Origin of the sequence: Dyella terrae, assembly GCF_022394535.1 — a bacterium.
In the GTDB taxonomy this organism is placed as follows: Bacteria; Pseudomonadota; Gammaproteobacteria; order Xanthomonadales; family Rhodanobacteraceae; genus Dyella.
Genome location: NZ_CP089414.1, coordinates 2652895 through 2674100 on the forward strand (window position 1 = coordinate 2652895; position 21206 = coordinate 2674100).

General features: G+C 61.6%; 20 protein-coding genes. 9 read left to right on the forward strand and 11 right to left on the reverse strand.

Features of this window, described 5'->3' with window-relative positions:
- Positions 1 to 664: 664 nt before the first annotated feature.
- Positions 665 to 1048, reverse strand: a complete 384-nt coding sequence (locus tag DYST_RS11480) for a hypothetical protein (RefSeq protein WP_239951992.1) — start codon at positions 1046 to 1048, stop codon at positions 665 to 667.
- A 10-nt stretch (positions 1049 to 1058) separates the two neighbouring features.
- Entirely contained in the window at positions 1059 to 1868 is an 810-nt protein-coding gene (locus DYST_RS11485) for a hypothetical protein (RefSeq protein ID WP_239951993.1), read from the reverse strand.
- A gap of 287 nt (positions 1869 to 2155) precedes the next feature.
- Here DYST_RS11485 and DYST_RS11490 point away from each other — a divergent pair, with 287 nt between their 5' ends.
- The 3 genes from DYST_RS11490 to DYST_RS11500 are packed head-to-tail and all read left to right on the forward strand — an operon-like array spanning position 2156 to position 4338.
- Positions 2156 to 3019, forward strand: a complete 864-nt coding sequence (locus tag DYST_RS11490; RefSeq protein ID WP_239951995.1) for a DUF4189 domain-containing protein — start codon at positions 2156 to 2158, stop codon at positions 3017 to 3019.
- 34 nt (positions 3020 to 3053) lie between these two features.
- Entirely contained in the window at positions 3054 to 3761 is a 708-nt protein-coding gene (locus DYST_RS11495) for a hypothetical protein (protein WP_239951997.1), read from the forward strand.
- 16 nt (positions 3762 to 3777) lie between these two features.
- Complete coding sequence (locus tag DYST_RS11500; RefSeq protein WP_239951998.1) at positions 3778 to 4338, forward strand: peptidoglycan-binding protein; 561 nt, start codon at positions 3778 to 3780, stop codon at positions 4336 to 4338.
- A gap of 116 nt (positions 4339 to 4454) precedes the next feature.
- Here the strand turns inward: DYST_RS11500 and DYST_RS11505 are convergent, their stop codons facing one another.
- The gene (locus DYST_RS11505) at positions 4455 to 4886 is read right to left on the reverse strand and encodes a hypothetical protein (protein WP_239951999.1); all 432 of its coding nucleotides are present in this window, start codon (positions 4884 to 4886) and stop codon (positions 4455 to 4457) included.
- 189 nt (positions 4887 to 5075) lie between these two features.
- Here DYST_RS11505 and DYST_RS11510 point away from each other — a divergent pair, with 189 nt between their 5' ends.
- Together DYST_RS11510 and DYST_RS11515 are read left to right on the forward strand one after the other, a co-directional pair.
- Positions 5076 to 5504, forward strand: a complete 429-nt coding sequence (locus DYST_RS11510; RefSeq protein WP_239952000.1) for a lysozyme inhibitor LprI family protein — start codon at positions 5076 to 5078, stop codon at positions 5502 to 5504.
- Between the two features lie 386 nt (positions 5505 to 5890).
- Complete coding sequence (locus DYST_RS11515; protein ID WP_239952001.1) at positions 5891 to 6739, forward strand: alpha/beta hydrolase; 849 nt, start codon at positions 5891 to 5893, stop codon at positions 6737 to 6739.
- 70 nt (positions 6740 to 6809) lie between these two features.
- On the opposite strand, the gene DYST_RS11520 is transcribed toward DYST_RS11515, so the two are convergent.
- From DYST_RS11520 to DYST_RS11545, 6 genes are all read right to left on the reverse strand, one after another.
- A complete protein-coding gene (locus DYST_RS11520) occupies positions 6810 to 7646 on the reverse strand; it encodes a hypothetical protein (protein WP_239952002.1) in 837 nt (278 codons plus the stop codon).
- A 276-nt stretch (positions 7647 to 7922) separates the two neighbouring features.
- Positions 7923 to 8369 (reverse strand): hypothetical protein, encoded by a 447-nt coding sequence (locus tag DYST_RS11525; protein WP_239952003.1) that lies wholly within the window; start codon positions 8367 to 8369, stop codon positions 7923 to 7925.
- A gap of 784 nt (positions 8370 to 9153) precedes the next feature.
- The gene (locus DYST_RS11530) at positions 9154 to 9525 is read right to left on the reverse strand and encodes a hypothetical protein (RefSeq protein ID WP_239952004.1); all 372 of its coding nucleotides are present in this window, start codon (positions 9523 to 9525) and stop codon (positions 9154 to 9156) included.
- A 353-nt stretch (positions 9526 to 9878) separates the two neighbouring features.
- Positions 9879 to 10622 (reverse strand): NrdJb, encoded by a 744-nt coding sequence (locus DYST_RS11535; RefSeq protein WP_239952006.1) that lies wholly within the window; start codon positions 10620 to 10622, stop codon positions 9879 to 9881.
- 214 nt (positions 10623 to 10836) lie between these two features.
- Positions 10837 to 11466 carry a histidine biosynthesis protein HisIE gene (locus DYST_RS11540; protein WP_239952008.1) on the reverse strand — a complete coding sequence of 210 codons (630 nt, stop codon included), beginning with the start codon at positions 11464 to 11466 and terminating at the stop codon, positions 10837 to 10839.
- A gap of 114 nt (positions 11467 to 11580) precedes the next feature.
- Positions 11581 to 13728: an adenosylcobalamin-dependent ribonucleoside-diphosphate reductase gene (locus tag DYST_RS11545; RefSeq protein WP_239952010.1), complete on the reverse strand. Its 2148-nt coding sequence runs from the start codon at positions 13726 to 13728 to the stop codon at positions 11581 to 11583.
- A gap of 346 nt (positions 13729 to 14074) precedes the next feature.
- Here DYST_RS11545 and DYST_RS11550 point away from each other — a divergent pair, with 346 nt between their 5' ends.
- The 4 genes from DYST_RS11550 to DYST_RS11565 all read left to right on the forward strand — a co-directional run bounded on the left by DYST_RS11550 (position 14075) and on the right by DYST_RS11565 (position 19812).
- Complete coding sequence (locus tag DYST_RS11550; protein ID WP_239952012.1) at positions 14075 to 15445, forward strand: Do family serine endopeptidase; 1371 nt, start codon at positions 14075 to 14077, stop codon at positions 15443 to 15445.
- A 447-nt stretch (positions 15446 to 15892) separates the two neighbouring features.
- On the forward strand, positions 15893 to 17152 hold the full coding sequence (locus tag DYST_RS11555) for a LysM peptidoglycan-binding domain-containing protein (RefSeq protein WP_239952013.1): 1260 nt from the start codon (positions 15893 to 15895) through the stop codon (positions 17150 to 17152).
- Positions 17153 to 17166: 14 nt separating this feature from the next.
- The gene (locus tag DYST_RS11560; RefSeq protein WP_343214875.1) at positions 17167 to 17859 is read left to right on the forward strand and encodes an HAD family hydrolase; all 693 of its coding nucleotides are present in this window, start codon (positions 17167 to 17169) and stop codon (positions 17857 to 17859) included.
- A 573-nt stretch (positions 17860 to 18432) separates the two neighbouring features.
- Positions 18433 to 19812 (forward strand): leucyl aminopeptidase family protein, encoded by a 1380-nt coding sequence (locus DYST_RS11565; protein ID WP_239952016.1) that lies wholly within the window; start codon positions 18433 to 18435, stop codon positions 19810 to 19812.
- A 55-nt stretch (positions 19813 to 19867) separates the two neighbouring features.
- On the opposite strand, the gene DYST_RS11570 is transcribed toward DYST_RS11565, so the two are convergent.
- The gene (locus DYST_RS11570) at positions 19868 to 20380 is read right to left on the reverse strand and encodes a hypothetical protein (protein ID WP_239952018.1); all 513 of its coding nucleotides are present in this window, start codon (positions 20378 to 20380) and stop codon (positions 19868 to 19870) included.
- Between the two features lie 62 nt (positions 20381 to 20442).
- The gene (locus tag DYST_RS11575; protein ID WP_239952020.1) at positions 20443 to 21045 is read right to left on the reverse strand and encodes a DUF4126 domain-containing protein; all 603 of its coding nucleotides are present in this window, start codon (positions 21043 to 21045) and stop codon (positions 20443 to 20445) included.
- Positions 21046 to 21206: the final 161 nt, after the last annotated feature.

The window sequence follows — 21206 nt, forward strand, 5'->3', positions numbered from 1 at the left end:
ACAGCTTTCGTTTCTGCGGCTTCATGACAACTCCCCTTGTCGTAAAGTTAGCGCAAGCTTCGTTTTGTCCACGGTCACACCGCACTGAAAATTGGAAACTCAGCAATTGACTTCAGGCGGGAGACCGAACAATAACGAGAGATTCACGTAACTTCACCAAGCAAGTATTTTCGACTCGACCACAAACAATCGCGCAGTCTAAGTGTCGATGAAATGCCTTAAATATAGGCATAAGTTGAAGAGTTGCGGCGCAGCAGAAAAGCGAATCCAACTTCATCTTTCGGAAGAAAACATGATGAACGAGCAACCCGGTCGCAAGCTAATGCTGTTCGGGTGCTCAATGTGGTGTGGTGAATCCTGAGCATCGTTGCGCAAGTGGTACTTGCTTCCGCATGTCGTACGCGGACCACACGATGGTGCATCGATGCCTCCAGCAGGACGGCCCACAGAACATCATCCGCACGATGCGCGGAGACCAAGTTAGTGAGTTGCACTAGCGCAACATCGACGGCACGTTGGAGTACTGCTTCGATGCGATCTTCGCGACAAAGAACGCGTCAGCATCACCACAGCGGTGGATTTAAGTGAGCCTGATGATGTACTCAGACGATCGATGGAGCGTGCCGTCCGCCCCACTTCGGTATGAAGCGGTGACGTTCAGCCGTTAATCGTGGAACGCGGCACGATAGGCTTGCTGATCATTCACCATGGCTCGTCGCGCGCGCTGCTCAGTAAGTTGTCGCCACGTCCAGGTGACAACCATGACACCGCGTTTGACTTCACCTTGCGCCATGGCCAGCAGGTAGGCCCCATCGGTGGTTCGGCATATCCAGGAGGCATTGCAGCCGTAGCGCTCTTGCATGGTGGGCGGTCTATAGATCACTTCCAACTTGCTCGCCGGAAGTTGCTGACCACCCACACTGGCGGTTTGATCCGCAAACGAACGAGCCAGTGTGTCGTCGTTACCATCAAGGCTTATGAAGGCAAACACGACGGGTGCCAGCACGAGGAACAGAGCAAAGCCCAGGATGTACCCATATGCCGTCACGGACGATACGCTACGTAGGCACCGGTGCAGGTTCTGCGCTCTGCCGATCAGATACCGGTGCTCTCAAGCGGTCCAGCTCGGCGGTTGATCGCTCCACCTCACGCTGCACGCGCTTGTAGATGCCGCGCAACGCTGGCTTCAGATGATCCAGTGTTTCGCGTGCGGGTGTGCCCAGCAACACGCAGCGAATGGCGTGCATATGCAGGATCTCCGGCTCGGACAGATAACCCTGCTGACGCCACTGCCAGCCCATGGTCTGACCGTCGGAGAACTGCGAAAAGCTGAAGCGCGAGTTGGCGAGGAACAGGCCAAAGCCAAGGAAAACGGCGGCCAGGTCCGTCGCGTGCTCCCATACATCCCAGCCACCCGGCGGCGGCTCAGGACACCCGGCAGTGCGGTAATGCGCCAGCTCGTGCGCAAACGTCGCAACGAGGCTCATCGGGTCACGCACGCGATCCGGGTGATAGGTGATCAGCGCCCCGTCCTCCGTGGCGCGAAACGTACCTGCCGGCGATGACGGGCTGCCCTTGACCAGCAATGCGGGGGCCACGACAGGATTGGGATCTGCCTCCTGCGCCTGCAACACGCATGGCCAATCCGCCATGCCCGCGTACTCCCGCACGCGCGCGAAGATCACCTCCGCCATCGCATGCCCCTGCAAACCTCGCTCAGGGAAAAACTGTGGCGTGGGCTGAACCAACGGGCGCTGCCTGAGAGCGTCCAGCCCGCCGGTGTGCCGTAGCAGCCATCCAAAGCAGTCGAACTGCCAATGGGTGAGTTCGCTGCCTAGAAGCGTTCCTTTGCGAAACCATCCGAACATGGGTCTTCAGCCTCCTTACCGAAGAAATGACCTGGCGCCAACCTGGCTCAACCCAACGGCGGCCAGGGAAAGCACTCTGCCCCCTTTTTGTACAGCAACCCAGCCCTTGGCTGAACCCACAACGTGAAATGCGTCAACCTACAGGCTGCATCAGAAAAATCTTACACGGCGTTTTGATCCGGCCCTTTAAGGTGCTCAAAGGAACCCGATGGCAGGCTCCGTGCCCGCCCTCAACGATTTGCCACGTGCCGCCCCGGGCCACGCGGCTCACAGAAGGAATCGTGTCGATGAAATTCGCGCTTAGCGCCCTGACCACCGCCATCGCCCTGGCCGCCGCCGGGCTGGCCTGGGCCGGTACACCGCCACAGGCGCCCGCCGAAGTTGCCGCCGCCGCACCCGCGGGGATGACCCTGCTGTCGTTCAAGACTAGCGGCACGCAGGCAGGCGCGACCGCAGCCGCCGTCTACGAAACCGCGCCCGACAAGGATGGCGTGCGCCATCGGCAGCTCACCCTGTTCGGCAACACCAACGGCAAGTTCGCCCCTGAAGTCACCAGCGACAAACTCATCGCCTGCTCGACGTGTAGCCAGTACCACGACGACCAGTTCTACCCGGACCATGTCGAGGTTTCGGTTGGCCACGTGCACATTGATCAGTTCGACAGCGGCGAGATGCCATCGACGACCACGTTCGACTTCGTGCAGAAGCAAGGCAAGTGGTACGTGACCAAGGCGACGCGCGACACGTACGAGGCAGGCGAAGGCGATCCGCGCCGGGAAAAGCTGGCCATTCCAGCATCCGGCTTGGTTCAGGACATGGATGGCCGTTGGAGTGTGCCCACCTACTACTCCGCGCTGGCGGTGAACGACGCGACCGGGAAGTTTGCGTTCGAGCACGGCGCGACCACGTTGCTGCAACTCCAGAAGAGCATCGCCGAAGACTGCCAGGGCCCCGGTTGCCGCGTTCTGGTCCAGCAACAGGACGGCTGCATGTCGCTCGTGCGCGACAGCAGCGGTAAATCATTCGGTGCTGGCGTTGCCGACCACGAGGCGAAAGCCGACGCTGTCGCCAAGGCCATGGCCGCATGCAAGGCGGGCGCTGGCAACGCCTGCAAGGAAGTCAGGACGGATTGCAGCAAAGGCATTCTTTGACGGCTGATGGTCGTCATCAATCAAGGAGACAAACATGGACGTCGTGTCAGACAAGAAGATCGACAAACTGATCGCCACGCAGGGCATGACCCGCGTGTACCAACTGGAAGACGGTAGCTGGCTCACCGCACGGGATGGCACGGTGGCCTGGCGCAACAATAATCCTGGCAACCTCAAGTTCGGTTTTAAAGATAGCGTCGACACGCCGGAGAACCGCCTCCCTCGCACCAAGGAAGAGGCACTACACAGCGCACAGACCAACTATAAGGGTGTCGTCGCCCTGGACCAGTGGGGCAACGCCGTCTTCGAAAGCTACGAAGCCGGCCGCGAAGCGCAGAAATCTCTCCTGCTCCACCGAATGGGCGACAAGACGGTCGACGAACTGGTCAAGTCCTATTCCACCAAGGATTACAGCGGTGAAGCGCACCACGACAACCAGATAAAGACCATCTACAGCACCGCGGCGGCCGAAGGCTTCGACCTTCATGGCAAGAAGGTGAAGCAGATGAGCACGGATGAGCTCAACGCACTGGCCGACGGCGTGTCCAAGGCCGAATCCTGGAAAGCCGGCACGGTCGAGAAAACCCCGCCGCTCAATGAAGAACAACTGCGCGCGGCGCTGGGCCCCCCATGCCCACACCAAGGCGCCGACCCACAGCACAAACGCCGCGGCAAGCCACGCACACACGCACGCCCTTCGCCAAGGCGATCAAGGCGCGGCCGTCGGCCAGTTGCAGCATGATCTGGCCGCACTCGGCATGACCTCGCGAGACGGCCACGTCATCAAGCCCGACCAGCACTTCGGCCAGCGCACGCACGAAGCCGTGAAAGCCTTCCAGCTCGCCCACGGCCTGAAGCCGGATGGTGTTGCCGGGGCGGCCACGCTCGCCGCCATCACTCAGGCCAAGGATCTCGCGCAGACCCACACGCCCAGCCTGCTCGACGCGCAACACCCCGCGCATGGCATGTATCAACAGGCTTATCAGTGCGTGGCGCGCCTGGATGAAACGCAGGGCCGCGCTTCCGGCGCACACACGCAGATGTTTGCTGGCAGCCTGACCACCGCCGCCCTTGGGGCCGGCATGAGCCAGATCGATCACGTCGTGCTATCGGACGACGCCAGCCGCGGCTTTGCCGTGCAGGGCCCGCTCAGCTCGCCGTTCAAGCAGTACGCCAGCGTCAACGTGATGGACGCCATCCAGACGCCGCTCGACCAGAGCAGCCAACAAGCCGCCGCGCAGATGAGCGCAACGCCGATAGCCCCTCCGTTGAACCAGAATCTCACTGCCCAGCAGCAGGTGGCCGGGCCCAGCTTGTAACGGCAAGAGTCACGCGGTGAGCAAGTGAAAAGGCGCTGAAGAAGGGTCGGGGTGTATGCCTCTCAGAAAGAGCACTCTGACCCTTTCACCGCTCCTTTTTCACTCGTCGCCCGTGGCTAGGGATCTGCTCCAAACAACTGTCGATAGACCTTCCGCTCCGCCGTTAGCATGTTTCGCACTTGGGCTTCACTGAGCGTCCGCCACGTCCAGTCGATCTGAAGAGGCGTGCCTCCCCAAGTGAAGAAGTCCCGAGCACCCGCCTCCCGCACGCCTTGAGCGATCGCCACGACGTACTGCCCGTCCTCCGCTCGACACAACCAGTTGGCATCGACCTGAACCAGGTCGCCATAGCGGGTTCGTATGGTGTTGTTGGACCAACGATGGAGCACTGATAACCGCGATGCCGGGACCTGCGCACCATTGACTAGCGCCGTCTCTTCCTCGAACGAGCGTTGGAGCAGTTTGTCAGCACTTCTCGCACGACCGGTCAGCTGCAGCAAAGGCAGCAGCATCAGCGCCACTAAAAAGAAAGCGATCAACGGCCCCACGGCATTCTCCACCTAGTGTCACGCGACTTAGGAAAGGGTGCAGGATGGGTCGCGGAACTGAACTGGGCAACGTACTCCACTCTGAAGGAAAGCACCCTGCCGTTTGTTTGCTCTACCGACCCAGCGATTGCCGGCACACCAGCCTGCCAGTAAGGTCCTGCCACGTTCAGCACCATGGAAGGGATACCCGTGTCATTGAAGCCAACGCTTCTACTCTGTGCTTTGCTGATCCCCGCCGTCGTACTCAGCCCCTCGGCGGCGGCAGACACCTATGGCGCCGACATGTCCCATGTATACGGCCTGCACCCTAGCTACGACGCTTGCTTGAGCAAAGCCAGCGACGATACTGCCGCCATAGTGGCGTGCGCGCGAGCGGAGCTCGTTTATCAGGACAAGCGCCTCAACGACGCTTATGCCGCACTCATGGTGAGGCTGGATCCCGAGCGCCAGGCCAAGCTCAAAGCAGAGGAGCTCCGCTGGATACAGTTCCGCAACGACCGCTGCGCCAACACCATCGACGGACTGCAGATTCCCGAGTACCAGGCACCCACGTGCAGAGTCGAAGAATCAGGACGACAGGCGAATCTGCTCGAGTTGAGGGCACGGCTTGCCGAGTAGTCAGCTGCGACCGCAGCTTTTTTCTACTACCGCCCGATTTTCACAACTTCTAAAGATTCCCCTGATGGGGATACAACAATTGATCGCTTAATCTGACCCTGCTCCTGAGTCATATAGATGACCCCCTAGAGCAAGCGACCGCCCTGCTGGCGGAGCACCAACAGCCTACTGAACATGGCTGGATGGACAGATGGGCGGCCACGCAAGGGCCGCCCATTTCCTTTTCTGGGCTTCGCACATCTCATTGCCACGACAAGGCAACGGCTGAGCCGTCTTCCACAAAGTGCACTCGCCCCGTTTCGGCGTCCTACGGGATCACGCTGCAAACACACGCGCGGGAAACAATGACGGCCACCTGCTTACCCGCATGATCGGAGAGCAACGATATGTGGCGATCTCCAACCCTCGCGCTGATGCTCCTGGCGACCCTGGCCAGCCACGCTCAAACCGTGAAGCTGTGGCCCGGCGTGGCGCCCGGCTCGGAGCACTGGACGCAGAAGGAACAAGTGGAGAAGAACACGCCGGTCGGCACGGTGATCATCAACGTTGTTGAGCCGACCCTCACCGCTTATCTGCCTGAGCCCGGCAAAGCCACGGGCGCAGGTGTGGTTATCGCACCCGGTGGCGCGTTTGTGGCGCTGGCCATCGACCGGGAGGGCAACGACGTTGCGCGCTGGCTGCAAAGCAAGGGCATCGCCGCCTTCGTGCTCAAGTACCGCACGATGGAGAAGCGCCTACCCGGCATTCCGGCAAACATGGATATGGATGCGGCAGCGAAGTACGGCATCGCCGATGGCATCCAGGCCATCAAGCTCGTCCGCCAGCACGCCGCCGAATGGCACGTGGCACCCGACAAAATGGGCATCGTCGGCTTCTCCGCCGGCGGCATGCTGGCGAGCGAAGTGCTACTACAAGACGACGCCAGCACCCGCCCCAACTTCGCCGCACTCATCTACGGCGCACCGTTCGGACGCATGCCCAACATCCCCGCCAAACTGCCACCGATGTTCATGGCCTGGGCACAGGACGATCCGATGGCACGAGATGACGTCGCCAAGTTCTACGGTGCATTGCTTGCTGCTGGCAACAAGCCCGAAGCGCATATCTATAGCGCGGGCGGGCACGGCTTTGGCATGAAGCAGCAGGGCACGACCAGTGACCAGTGGATCGATGCGTTCTATACGTGGATGGTGGCGCAGGGGTTCACGGGTGCAAGCGTGGGACAGCTGCGCTGAAGGCTGCTTCTCGCTACGCAGCGGTGAAAAAAGTGCACTCTGACCCGGGGTTCCTTGGCCGCGCCAACGCCTATTTTGACTTGCTGGCCTCTTGGACCGCATTGAGTTGCTTGGTAGCGCCAAGGTCTCCGGCAGCGGCCGCCTGTTTGATCAGTGATGCCGCCTCGGCAGTCTTGCCCTCGGTGAGCTTGGTGTAGCCGAGCCCACTAGTGGCCGATGCTACTTGGTCGTGTGGAAGCGAGCTGTCGGACACGGCCTCCGTGAACGATGCGCTCGCTGCCTGGACATCACCCGTGGCCAGCTTGGCCCAGCCGCATTGCGCCTGATTGCGCTCACGACAGACCGTGTCCGCTGCGGCGGCGGGCTGCGCCGAGGCAAACACTTTATCGATGCTGCTCTTTACAGAGGGTGGCGTGGGGACTATCGCCGCGAACAACTTCGCCCGGTCGCTGTTGGCCACAGCATTGGTCGTGACCTGTGCATGCAACTGGTCGTTGTCGGTTTTCAGCTGCTTCAGATAGTCGCCCAGCTTGGCCACATTCACCTTCACCACGCTATCGGGCCCATCCGGCGAGACATCCACCAGATTGCCGGTGGGTTTGGGCGTCAGGTGGGTTTCGATCAGCGGCGCCGAATTCGAAACTAGCCCTTCCAGGTCTGGCTTGACCTCCACCGAAATGGTGATGCGCGGGTTGTGCTCCCCTTTGAGGTAATCGAGCACAGAGCTGAAGGCACCCGCCACCGCACACACTATCAGCAGGATGACGGCGTACTTCAGGCAAGTTCTTAGCGTGGCGTGTTGCTGCTCGGTGACGCGCTTGCCGATGATGCCGGTAATGATGCCCCCGACTAGGCCCAGCGCAAGCCCGGGCAGCCCGTACTGAAGCAAGGACCCATCGAACGTCATAGCAGCAGCCCCTCTCGGTGCATGCACCCACGGGAGGCGTGGGTGCGCCCCAACGCCAGCCGAGTATCGAAGGAAAGCCCTGGGGTGTCGCTAGGCCCTAAGTCGTAAGTAATGGCTAGTGGACTGCCGACGACGCACGATCAGAAAGAGGTCGCCGCCCGCATGCCACTTCAACTGACGAAGCAACGTGTTTCAGAGAAGAGGCAGTGGAAAAGGGGCGAAGTACATTTCTCTCAGAAAAGCACTCTGCCCTCCCCTTTTGGTTTCGCTGCTGCGCTAAGCCCAGTGCACAAGATCGGGAAGAATTTGCGCGTCGAGCGGACCTTCAATGACAAAAGCCATAAGAAGGAGATTCACGCCCCCGAGATATGCACTGACCACGCGGTGATTCCCATCCAAGAGAAGTACGCCTCCGTCCGGAAGGCCATAGGCCGGAGCCACCACTACGGTCGGCGCTCCTTCCTGGTAGTGAAATCGGTGGCGTTTCTCGAGTGCTTCGCTTTGAGCCGCTGATGAAACGTTCTGCGGCACGGCACCGTGATCGAAATAGTCACAGGCTACGTCGCTGCCATCGAGGTACCACGGAGTAAAGATGCGATTGGCATCTCCCGGCAACTGAAGCTGTTGCAGTCTGATGCTTGGATTCGACGGACTGAGAAGCTGCCAGTTGAGTAACACTTGAATAGGCTTCTCGAAGTGATACTTGAATTCAGCGATGTTCATGCGCCTTCCAAGATTCTCGCTGCAATGAGGGCGTGAGGTGAGCACTCGCTCCCTTCTTCCTATTTGATGCCTTTGCGCCAGCCAAGCAGTGAACCTGACCCGGCTGGCTAGCTAAATAACTACCTTAGGCTCCCGACGCCCCCGTTGACTGGCGCAGCGATCGGAGGTGGTGGTGCAACAGGTGGCCCGGAGGTACGGAAAGGCAAGCTTGTCTTTCCAGATTGTGCATTGAATCTGATCGCCATTGCGAAAGGCCGAGAGCCACTCCACGGAGGCAACGTCGCGTGCTCAAGGGTGTGCGCAAAGCACGTAGTCAGCTCGTTCTGGGGTGCAACGAACACGTTCGAAGGCAGCCCGTCTGCGGAAACCAAAGCCACAACCGTGAACTCAGGAGTGTTGTCGCTGGGAGAGGAGCCAAGGCATTTGCGCAACGCATCTTTGAGGCTGGCCAAGGCGGAGCTTTGCATAAGCGCGTCGTTGTACTGGGAACCATCGGTCGTCACGTCCATGATCTGGGCCATGGCGTTCAACTGGGTGTAGGTAAGTGGACGAACTGGAGCTTCCGCGGATCTAGCTGTCGGCACGTAAATGAGGGCTGCGAAAACCGCGCAACAGGTCAGCGCAATTCCAGCTCGTTTGGCGGACTTCATATGGCCCCTTGTCTTAGACGGTGCGAAAAGCTCGAGAAAGAGACCTTGAGCTCTTTGATCGAAGGAAAGCACTCCGTTCTCGTCCCGAAAAGTGCACTCTGACCCCTGTTTTCGTTTTGCCTTCCGAGTTCTGCTCACAACCGCTGCTGGCCATCTAATCGCTGACGGCCGGCGCAAGCCTGAGGCTTGCCACCAGCACCAGCAATCTGGGTATAGACGCTTCCTTTGACCTGAATGACAGTGCCACCGATGCACTGCTCATCTGGGGCGAGCTGCAATGCCAGGCGACGTTGCTCTGCTTCGGCCATCACTTGCTGCTGACGAGCCCGTTGTCCCGCCAGCAACCGCTCTTGCTGCTGCCGCGCGATCTCAAGCTGCTGCTGCGAGAAATCGTTTAGCGTATGGGTGATGGTTTCCGTGGCGTAGTGAAGATAGATCAAACGCCAAGCCAAACCGCCCACCGTCACCACGAGCGCGACGGTCAATCCCTGCACAAACTTTGGCATCACAGCCCCTCCCGAATCCCCGGCTCATCGTAAGCAAGGCTCCGATGCCTGCGCAATTTGCCTTACGGCAGAGTTCGCTTCAAAAGAACAGGCCGGTCCATTTCCGCTAGTCGCGAAAGGCGGCCCAATATGCCTTCGAAGAAAAGGCGAAAGAAAATCAGAGTGCCTTCTCTCAAAAAAACAACTGACAAATGGGCTCAGGTTCACCTCCGCACAGGTGAGAAGTGAACCTGCCCCCGTTATCTTCACCCGCCCCTAATTTAAAATCACTAAGACCGCTATTTTTCATTAACAAAAAAGGGCGGCACAATTTGCCGCCCTCAATTATCACCATATCGCAGAAAACTACTTATTCAGCCGCACTTGCTATACCCACAATTCAAACAAGTCTGGCACCCATCCATCAGCACCAGCGCCTGGGTGTTGCACTTGACGCAAAGGGTGGCGCCGGGCGGGAAGCCGGTGGCGGATTCGGACTTGGCTTCAGCAGCAGCAGGTACAGCGCTCTTACCGTTGGCAGCGGCCTCGTAAGCAGCTCGCTTTTCGGCAATGAGCTTGCGTGTGGACTCATCCATTTCCGGATCGTGGATGAGGCCGATAGTCTTCATGTGTTGCTCGATCACCCCGCCGATCTCGGCGACGATGCTCGGCATGTAGACGCCGCCGGCTTTGAAGTAGCCGCCGCGCGGGTCGAACACAGCCTTCATCTCTTCCACCAGGAAGGTGACGTCGCCGCCTTTGCGGAATACGGCGGAGAGGATGCGGGTGAGCGCCACGATCCACTGGAAGTGGTCCATGTTCTTCGAGTTGATGAAGATCTCGAAGGGACGGCGCTGTTCGTACTGGGTGCCGGCGTTGAGCACGATGTCGTTGACGGTGACGTACAACGCATGCTCGAACAGCGGTGATTTGATCTTGTAGGTGGAGCCGACAAGCGTCTCGGGACGCTCCAGGCTCTCGTGCATCTGGATGACTTCCGCCTTGGGCGCTTCTTTGGAAGCGGCCGGCTGGGCGGCGGGTGCAGCGGCGGACGCGGCTTTGTCTTCGGGCTTGACGACGTTGTAGCCCTTGATCTTCTTTTCGATCTTGATCGCCATGGTGTGTGCTTCTTTTGAAGTGATTGGCGGCACGCATCAGCTTGAAGTGGCTGGCAAAACCAAGATCTCAGCGGAGACTCGAGGTCCAGAGCGGTAAGGGCACTGGATTCCTGCCTTCGCAGGAATGACGGGACTGAGAGGGTGCCCGGTCTTGATGGCTACTTCGGAACAGACCGGCCCGGCGTTTGCACGCCGGGCCGGACCGTTTTACGACTTACTTACGGCGTGCGGACTTCTTGGCGACCTTGCGGACGGCCTTCTTCACGCTCGCCTTCTTGCTGGCAGTGGACCTCTTGACCGCCTTGGCGGCGGTCTTCTTACCGGCGGCCTTGCGGGCCGTCTTCTTGACTGCGGCCTTCTTGGCCGTCTTTTTGCTGCTGACCTTACGAACAGCCTTTTTGGCGGCGACCTTGCGCACTGCCTTCTTGGCGACCTTGCGGCCGACCTTCTTGGCAGCGGCCTTCTTCACCGCTTTCTTCTTGGCAACCTTCTTGATGGCGGCTTTCTTCACCGCCTTCTTGGCGACCTTCTTGGCAGCAGCCTTCTTGACCGCTTTCTTCACGGTCTTCTTGGCGGCAGCCTTTTTCACGGTCTTCTTGACGGCCTTCTTGGCGGCAGCCTTCTTCACCGTCTTCTTGACGGCCTTCTTGGCAGCGGCCTTCTTCACCGCCTTCTTGGCGGCTTTCTTGGCCGGAGCTGCCTTCTTGGCCGCAGCCACCTTCTTCTTGGCACGAGCCTTCTTGGGGGCGGCTGCCGGGGTCACTTCGACCACGGGAACCTCGACCGGCGCTTCTACGACCGTTACGGTTTCTTCGTTCACTTCAAACTCGGTATCGATGGACATGCGGGTATTCCCCTCCGACGTGGATTTTGGAACTTATGTTGAGCCTTGCCACCGGATATTCGGTATTGCTCTTGGCAGTGGGTCGGTGTCTGCAGGCAGGCACCGGCGCATAGTTTAGAACTTTCCGTAATACCCTTCCTTCAAGGCATCGAACAAATTGGCGGCTGTGTGCATTTCGCCGTCGTACTCCACTTCTTCGTTGCCTTTCAGTTCGACAACACTACCGTCCTCTAATTCGAAGCGGTAGTGGGTGTTCTCAAGATCGGCTTCTTTGACGAGCACGCCCTGGAACGCAGCGGGGTTGAAGCGGAAGGTGGTGCATCCCTTCAAGCCTTGTTTATAGGCGTAGAAGTAGATGTCTTTGAAGTCTTCGTAGGGGTAGTCGGTGGGCACGTTCGCCGTCTTGGAGATGGACGAGTCGATCCACAACTGCGAGGCGGCCTGGATGTCGACGTGCTCTTTGGGCGAGATGTCGTCGGCGGCCACGAAGTAATCGGGCAGCTTGAACTTGGGGTCGTCGGTAAAGGGCACGGCTTCGGCGTTGATCAAGGCGCGGTAGGCCAGCAGCTCGTAGCTGTAGACCTCTACCTTTTCCTTGGTCTTGCGGCCTTCGCGGATCACGTTGCGCGAATAGTGATGGGCGAAGCTGGGCTCGATGCCGTTGCTGGCGTTGTTGGCCAGCGACAGGGAGATGGTGCCGGTGGGCGCGATGGAGCTGTGGTGGGTGAAGCGCGCGCCGGTTTCGGCGAGCTGCTCGACCAGGTTGGGCGCCACGCTGGCTACGCGCTGCATGTAGCGGCTGTACTTGGCGTGGAGCACGCGACCGGGGATGGAATCACCCACTTTGTAGCCGTCGGCGACCATTTCCGGGCGCTTGCGCAGCATGTCGCCGGTGACGGTGTAGTCGCAGGCGAGCACGGGCGCCACGCCCTTTTCCTTGGCGAGTTCCAGCGCGACTTCCCAGCCGGCCACGGCCATGTCGCGGGAGACTTCTTCGGTGAAGGCGACGGACTCGGCGGAGCCGTAGCGCATCTTGAGCATGGTGATGGTGGAGCCGAGGCCCAGGAAGCCCATGCCGTGGCGGCGCTTGGAGAGGATCTCGTGGCGCTGCTGTTCCAGCGGCAGGCCGTTGATCTCCACCACGTTGTCGAGCATGCGGGTGAACACTTTGACTACTTCGCGGTATTCGTCCCAGTCGAAGCGGGCCTTGGGGCCGAAGGGATCGCGTACGAAGGTGGTCAGGTTCACCGAGCCCAGCAGGCAGGAGCCGTAGGGCGGCAGCGGCTGTTCGCCGCAGGGGTTGGTGGCGCGGATGTGTTCGCACCACCAGTTGTTGTTCATCTCGTTGACCTTGTCGATCAGGATGAAACCCGGCTCGGCGAAGTCATAGGTGGACACCATGATCATGTCCCACAGGTGGCGCGCGCGGATGTGGCCGTAGATCTTGCAGGCCACCAGGCCGTCTTCGCGCTCCACGTAGTTTTCGTGGGTGGGCCACTCGCGCCACACGATGGTGGCGGGGTCGTTGAGGTCGACCTCGTCCTTTTCCTTGACGTGTACGGGGAATACCAACGGCCAGTCGTGGTCGTGCTCTACCGCCTGCATGAAGCCGTCGGTGATGAGCAGGGACAGGTTGAACTGGCGCAGGCGGCCGTCTTCGCGCTTGGCGCGGATGAATTCCTTCACGTCGGGATGGCTGACGTCGAACGTGCCCATCTGCGCACCGCGGCGACCGCCAGCGGAGGAGACGGTGAAGCACATCTTGTCGTAGATATCCATGAAGGACAGCGGGCCGGAGGTGTACGCACCCGCACCCGACACGTACGCGCCGCGCGGACGCAGCGTGGAGAATTCGTAGCCGATGCCGCAGCCGGCTTTCAGCGTGAGGCCCGCCTCGTGCACTTTATCCAGGATGTTGTCCATGGAGTCCAGGATGGTGCCGGACACGGTGCAGTTGATGGTGGAGGTCGCCGGCTTGTGTGCCAGCGCGCCTGCGTTGGAGGTGATGCGGCCGGCGGGAATGGCACCGCGACGCAGCGCCCACAGGAAGCGTTCGTTCCAGTGTTCGCGCAGTTCCGGCGTGGCTTCCACGTCGGACAGTGCGCGGGCGACGCGCTGGTAGGTTTCGTCGACGCTACCGTCGACCGGCGCGCCCGACTTAGCCTTCAGGCGGTACTTCTTGTCCCAGATGTCGTAGGACGCAGGCTGCAGCGGAATGGCGGCGGCATCGCGGTTTACGGCTGGTGCACGCATGGTGCTCATCGGCTTCCTGACCTCCCGGCATGGCCTCACGGCCCCGTGTTGGCGTTGTTCTACTCGGCAAAACCGCTCGCATCGGAGGACGAGGGACACGAACGCCCGCGCTTACGCCGATGCCCGCGTTCCCTGCCCGACCCGGTAACCCTCTCCCCCGGGAGAGTCCCGTGACACCAGCTCTTGGGTAAACACCCTGCCTTGTCACACAAGATGTTGTGGTCGCGAACGAAGGTGAAAGTTACCCCTGCCCTTTGCCGAAGTAAAGTAATTTCGTCATGGCGGCGGCTGCGGAACCGGTGACGCCGCGATGAGTCGAACGACGATCGATTCCATTCGTGAAAAAGGAGCTTCCATGTCTGCCCGTTTCGTCCGCCGGTTGGCTGCCGCCGCATTTGTGCTGGTCGCCGCAACGCCCTTGGTCAGCCACGCAACTCTGCCGCCTACGGTGGATGGGCAACCGCTACCGTCGCTGGCGCCGATGCTGGAAAAAGTGACGCCAGCGGTGGTGAACATTTCCACCAAGACGCGCGTGCAGGTGCGCGATCCGTTCTTTGACGATCCGGTGTTCCGCCAGTTTTTCGGCCTGCAGGGTTCGCCGCGTTCGCGCGTGGAGCAGAGCCTGGGCTCAGGCGTGATCGTGGACGCGGCAAAGGGTTACATCCTCACCAATAACCACGTGGTGGGCGGCGCGGACGACATCACGGTGACACTGCAAGACGGCCGCGACTTCAAGGGCAAGCTGGTAGGCACCGACCCGGATACCGACGTGGCGGTGGTGAAGATCGAAGCGACGGGCTTGCAGGCGTTGCCGATGGCCGATTCCAGCACGCTGCGCGTGGGTGATTTTGTGGTGGCGGTGGGCGACCCGTTTGGGCTCGGGCAGACGGTGACCTCGGGCATTGTGTCTGCACTGAGCCGTTCGGGCCTGGGCGGCACGGGCTTCCAGAACTTTATCCAGACGGATGCCTCGATCAACCCGGGCAACTCCGGCGGCGCGCTGGTGAACCTGCGTGGCGAGCTGGTGGGCATCAACACGATGATCCTGTCGCCCTCGGGCGGCAACGTGGGCATTGGCTTTGCCATCCCCACCAACCTCAGCGGCGAGGTGATGCAGCAGCTGATCACCAACGGCAAGGTGAACCGCGGCAACCTGGGCGTGGAAACGCAGGACATCACCCCGCGCATCGCCAAAGTGCTGGGGCTGAAGGACAACAACGGCGCGGTGGTGACGCGCGTTACCACGGGTTCGGCCGCCGACAGTGCGGACATCCAGATGGGCGACGTGATCATCGCCATCGACGGCAAGCCGGTGCGCAACGCGCAGGACCTGCGCAACGCCGAAGGCCTGATGCCGATCGGCAGCGCGGTAAAGCTGACTGTGCAGCGCGGCGGCGCTACGCGCGAAGTCACCGCCAAGCTCGTGCCGGAGAAGCTTGCCACCGTGGATGGCGGCAAGCTGGACGCGCGGCTGGCCGGTGTGACCTTCAGCGAGCTCTCGCAGAACCAGCGCGCGCAGGGCATTCGCGGCGTGGCCGTGGGTGCGGTGCGCGCGGGCAGCCGCGCAGCGCAAGGGGGGCTGCAGGCGAATAACATCGTGATTGGTGTCGGCAACCTGCGCGTGCCCGATCTGCGCACGCTGCAACAACTGGCTGGCGTGAATCCGCGCCAGTTGGTGCTGGTGGTGGCGAGTGACGATGGGGTGCGGTACGTGGAGATTCGTTGAGATGGTGAGCGGGCTCTGATGCAAAGAGCCAAAGTCACTGGATCCTGGCCTTCGCCGGGATGACGGTGAGGAATATGGGGCGAATCTGCTGGCCTGAAGTGGCTCGCCCTCGCTCGCCGAAGACGTTCGCTTTCCCTCTACGTCATCCCGGCGAAGGCCGGGATGACGTGACTTTGCACTTCGTCGCGAGACGCATCAGGTCGCCCCAGCCCGTCGCACCCAAACCTGCGACACTCGCCTTTCCGTGCGATATCCACTAACGGGGCGTGAACGCAACGGGCGATGCGTGGCCGGGGTCGCGCTTTTCCTCGATGCAACCGTATGAATACGCTTGCGGTTTGGCCGTCAGCTGGATGAAATAGCAGGGTTACATCTGCACGCGCGCCCGTTTTCCATACCAGGCGGCTCGCGAACGCCATCATCATTATCTCGGGGTTCTCCACCGCCATGTCACAACGCCTTTCCCGTTTGCTCATTGTTGCGCTGCTTTCCGCATGCGCAGCCTCTGGCGCACTCGCCGCCGGCAAGACCAGCAAGTCCACCAAGAAACCCACCACTCCCCCGCCGCCGGCGCTGGTGTGGCGCGGTGACTACGCTACGGCGCGTGGCGTGGTGGACGACGTGGCCAAGGCATACGAGAAGAGCGGCAAGGGGCGTATCGAAGTCCAGCCGTTCAACACAGCCTCGGGCCTGGATGCCGTAGAGCATGGCCTGGCTGATATCGCCGGCAGCGCTCGCAGCAGCTCAAACGATGCGGAAAGCAATCTGCTGTTTACCCCGGTGGCGTTCGACGCGCTGGTGATGGTGACGCACCCATCCAACAGCGTGCCCAACCTGACCGTGAAGCAGCTGCACGACATTTACCTGGGCAAGATCACCAACTGGCGTGACGTCGGCGGTAAGGACGCACCCATCGACCTGTACGCCGTGGCCAGCCCGGGCGACGGTGTGGAATACAGCCTGCGCCGACTGGTGTTCGGCCGTGGCAGCCAGCCGGTCGCCGCGCCACGCCTTTACGTGAACACGGCCAAGCTGGAAGAAGCCGTGACGCTCGATCCGAACGCGCTGGGCGTGACCACGCTTTCAGGCGTGGTCAGCAATACCAAGGTGCGCATGATCAGCATCGATGGTGTGAGCCCGAGCCTCGCTACGGTCAGCGATGGCAGCTATCTGCTCTACACCCCGCTGTTCCTGGTGACCAACAAGGAAAGCCCGAAGGCCGCGCAGATTTCCGCCTTCATGGATTTCCTGCTGACCGATGAGGTGAAGGGCCTGGCACGTGCACACCACCTGGTGCCCTACGTCGATGCGCCGCAGCTCGCCCAGGGCGACAAGGCTCGCCGCGAGAAGCTGCTGGCCGAGAACGGCATCAAGACGGATGTGGTCGCCGACCCGGTGTTGACGGAAGCTCAGCGTCCGACCCTGCCGGGCGCTGCTGCCGGTGCCACTGCCGGAGCTGCCGACGCAGCCGCCGCCCCGACCGCCGATAAGGCGCCGGACGGCAAGTCGGCGCTGGCCGCCCGCAACGCTGAAAACACTGCCGCCAGCGGTGCTGCTGCTGGCTCGACCTACACGGTCGCCAAGGGTGACGCGCTGTCCACCATCGCCAAGAAGTATTCGGTGACGGTGGCGCAGCTGAAGGATTGGAACCACCTGCCGAGCGACAACGTGAAGGTGGGTCAGGTTCTGCAGGTGACCGGCAACTGATCTTGTTGTCCCACGTGCGCATACGCGCCCTGACGCTCGACCTGGACGACACACTGTGGCCGGTACTGCCGGCCCTGGAGCGTGCGGACCGCGAGGTGGACGCGTACCTGCGCCAGCACTATCCCGACGTCGCGCGCGCATGGCCCATCCCGGCCATGCGCGCGCTGCGTGCCGAGGTCGCCGCCGAGCGCACCGACCTCGCCCATGACTTCACTGCGCAACGCCATATCACCATGCAGCGCGCGTTTACCGCGTGCGGCATCGACGAGGCGCCGCTGGAAACGTTGTGGGAGATCTACTTTTCGGCGCGCAACAGCGTCGATCTCTACCCTGACAGCCTGCCCGCCTTGCAACGCATTGCCGAGCGCTGGCCGGTGGTCAGCCTTACCAACGGCAATGCCGACCTGGACCGCATCGGTATCCGCGAACACTTCGCGCACCATGTGAGCGCGCGTGACACCGGCACACCCAAGCCCGATGCGCGCATTTTCCTCGCCGCTGCTGCGCAGCTGGGCCTGGAGCCTTCCGACATCCTCCACGTGGGCGATGACCCAGAACTGGATGTGGTTGGCGCGCGTGAAGCCGGAATGCGCACAGCGTGGATCAACCGCGCGAGGCATCCATGGCCTGGTGCATTGGGTGCGGCACCGGATCTCGACTTGCGCGATATGAAAGCGCTGGTGGATTGGTTGGAAGCGCAGGGCTGAGGCTGCAATCGCGATAGCCCGGCTTTAAGCCCTCTCCGCCACGGCGCGTTGCGGTGTAGCCCCAGTGTGTAGGCGTTACGCCTGTCGCAATCCGGGCTCCGGAACCTACAGAGCTTCTATTCCACGCAATGCAGAGCGCCTCTGCGCATCACAGGCTGCGGTGTAGCCATACCGCCCATTAAAAAGATCGCCCGGTGCCGAATGCCTCAAGCTACAAGGCTTGTGTTCAACACGGCACCAGGAGCTTTGAAGGCCATTTCTTCGGGTTACTTTTCTTTGGGCCAGCAAAGAAAAGTGACTCGGCCTCCGGCAGGAGGTCGAAACGCCCGCCGCGTAGGCGGCCAGATCGCGATAACGCGACAATCAAGCGATACAGAAGACCCTCGCCGGAATGGCGACCCAGATGAAGCGATATGGCGAGCACCCGCCCCTCACCCCAACCATCTCCCCGGAGCGGAGAGGGAGTAGAGCGCGAAGCCGAGTCCTACCCTCGCCCCAGCCCCCAAAAGCGCGCATCATTAAGCATCACCACGCAGCCAACGCGGCCCATGCCCGTGCCGCGCAAGGAACTTCATGTCTTTCCTGATTGAACGCAAGGCCGGCGATCGCCACAGCATCGCCATCGAGACCACCGACGCCCAGCACCTCGCCGCCACCAAACGCCGCCTTACTGCCGCGCAGCGCCAATGGCTGACGGCGTCTGGCTTTGAAGCAGCACCGGGCACGTTCGCCCTGCTGCCTGACGAAAGCGGCAAGCTGGTACGCGTGCTGGTAGGCGTTGACGCTACCGATGCTGTGAGCGCTTTAGGTGCGCTGCCACGCACGCTGCCGGAGGCCACTTATTACCTCGCCGACGAGGGCGTGCTGAAGGACAAGCTGCAGGCAACGCTGGGCTGGGCGCTCGGCGCGTACGAGTTCACCCGCTATCGCAAGGCGCGTCGCGCGCCGGCGAAGTTGGCTATTGCCGCTGACGATCTCGCCACGCTGCAACCACTGGTGGAAGCCACCACGCTGGTGCGCGATCTGGTGAACACGCCGACAGAAGACATGGGTCCCAAGCATCTCGCCGACGCGGTGAAGCAGCTGGGCAAGACGCACAAAGCGAAGGTGCGCGAGTGGGTGGGCGACGAGTTGCTCGACGCCAATTTCCCCACCATCCACGCCGTGGGCCGTGCCAGCCACCGCTCGCCGCGACTGGTGGAACTGACCTGGGGCAAGAGCAGCGATCCGAAGATTGCCGTGGTCGGCAAGGGCGTGTGCTTCGACACTGGCGGTTTGGACCTGAAGCCGGCCGACGGTATGCGCTGGATGAAGAAGGACATGGGCGGCGCGGCGCATGCCATCGCGCTGGCCGGCCTGATCATGCAGGCGAAGCTGCCGGTGCGCCTGCAGTTGCTGATTCCCGCGGTGGAGAACGCGGTGTCGGGCGCGGCCATGCGACCGGGCGAGGTCATCACCACACGCGCCGGCATCACCGTGGAGGTGGACAACACCGACGCCGAAGGCCGCCTGGTGCTGTGCGACGCGCTGACGTATGCGAGCGAGCACAAGCCGGAATTGATCATCGATTTCGCCACGCTCACGGGCGCGGCGCGCATCGCGCTGGGTCCGGATCTGCCCGCGTTGTTCGCCAACAATGACGATGCCGCCGATCGCGTGATTGCCGCAGGTCGCTCGGTGAACGATCCGCTGTGGCGCCTGCCGCTGTGGCGTCCGTACCGCAAGATGCTGGAATCGTATCTAGCCGACATGGCCAATTCGGGTGCGTCACGCCATGCCGGCGCGATCACCGCGGCGCTGTATCTGGAGCGCTTTGTTCCGGAGACCACGCCGTGGCTGCATCTGGACACCTATGCGTGGAACGATATGGATCGACCGGGCAAGCCGCGCGGCGGTGAAGCGCTCGGCCTGCGCGCGTTCTTCGCGTTCTTGCAGCAGCGCTATAAGCGCTGATCTTCGATCAGAGGCGCGGGCCGGCGTCGCTCAGCGGCGCTGGCGATGTATCCGGTTACGCCACTTTCTTTGACAGCTTGCGCGGCTTCTGCCCACTGTCGTTGCTCTTGTAAGCGGATACGCCGAGGAATTCGGCCAGTTCGACGGCGAAGGCTTCAGCCGCCCGGGTGTCGGCTTGATCGAGCCTGGCGAGCAAACGTCCATTGCCGTACTCGATAAACGTGCGATACCGCAGCTTGTATTTGTATTCCAACGACACCCGCTGCGGTTGCGCAAATGGCAACGACTGTTGCCATCGGGTGGCCCGACCGTCCTTCGCCACCACCAGGGGCGAACGCTCGATAATCCCTTTGATGGCACGATAGAACGCCATCACCGCGACCAATGCGGCGAGCACGAGCAAGCCGAACCAATCGCCGGAGCCGGGAGCAGCGAGCGCCATGGCGGCGACCATCATGCTGGCGAGAGCCATCAACAGCAGGACGGTCAACGCGTCCACCAACGACATCAGCCTCAGGCCGGGCGATGGGCGAACGATGAATGGCTCGGGCGAATCGGTAGGAGTCATGCGTCGTAATGTGCGCAACCGTGCGCCCATCGCGCAACATATTCGTACTGCATGACCCTCTATCACCTGGTCGATTCTGCGTTTACGCCGCGCAACCGCCGCGCCAGCACGCGTAGGCCCCGCAGGATTTTCGGCACCAGCCACAACAGGAACAGCACGAAGATCGCCAGCAGTGCGAGGAAGACGGCCGGGTGCTGCCACATCAAGTACATGCCGCCCAGCCACGAAATGTCTTCACCGACGCTAGCTCCCCAGTTGCTGAAGGGTTCCGGCGAGGTGTTGATCAAGGCCCGCCCGCCGGTCTTAGCCAGATGCGTGCCCGACGTCAGCGTGCCGCCCAGTAGTGCCGCCGCTAACTGCGTGCCTGCGCCGGCATCACGGAACACGCCCCAGGCAAGCAAGGCACCGGCAGGCACTCGGATGAAGGTGTGCACGGTATCCCACACGCTGTCGAACGCGGGAACCTTGTCGGCCAGGAATTCGCCAAGGGACAGCACGCCTGCCGTCACCAGCACCCACGTGTCGGTCAGCATCTGTAGGCCATCCGGCAAGTGCACATAACCCAGCCGCCCGAGCAAGCCGGCGATGAATACCGTGGCGTAAAGGCGAAAGCCGCTAGCCCAAGACAGGCCGCCAGCCAACGCGAGGTTTTGCAGCGTATCCATGAGCGGTCTCCGGCGACGACACACGAACGGCCTGACCAAGCATGCGCGCAGCGCGACCCTTGCCACAACTGCATGATGGACGGATAGGGCGCTGCCCTGCCCCACCATGACTTCCGGCGATGACGATACCGGGCGTGGGGTGTCATCCTGACGGTTTGATC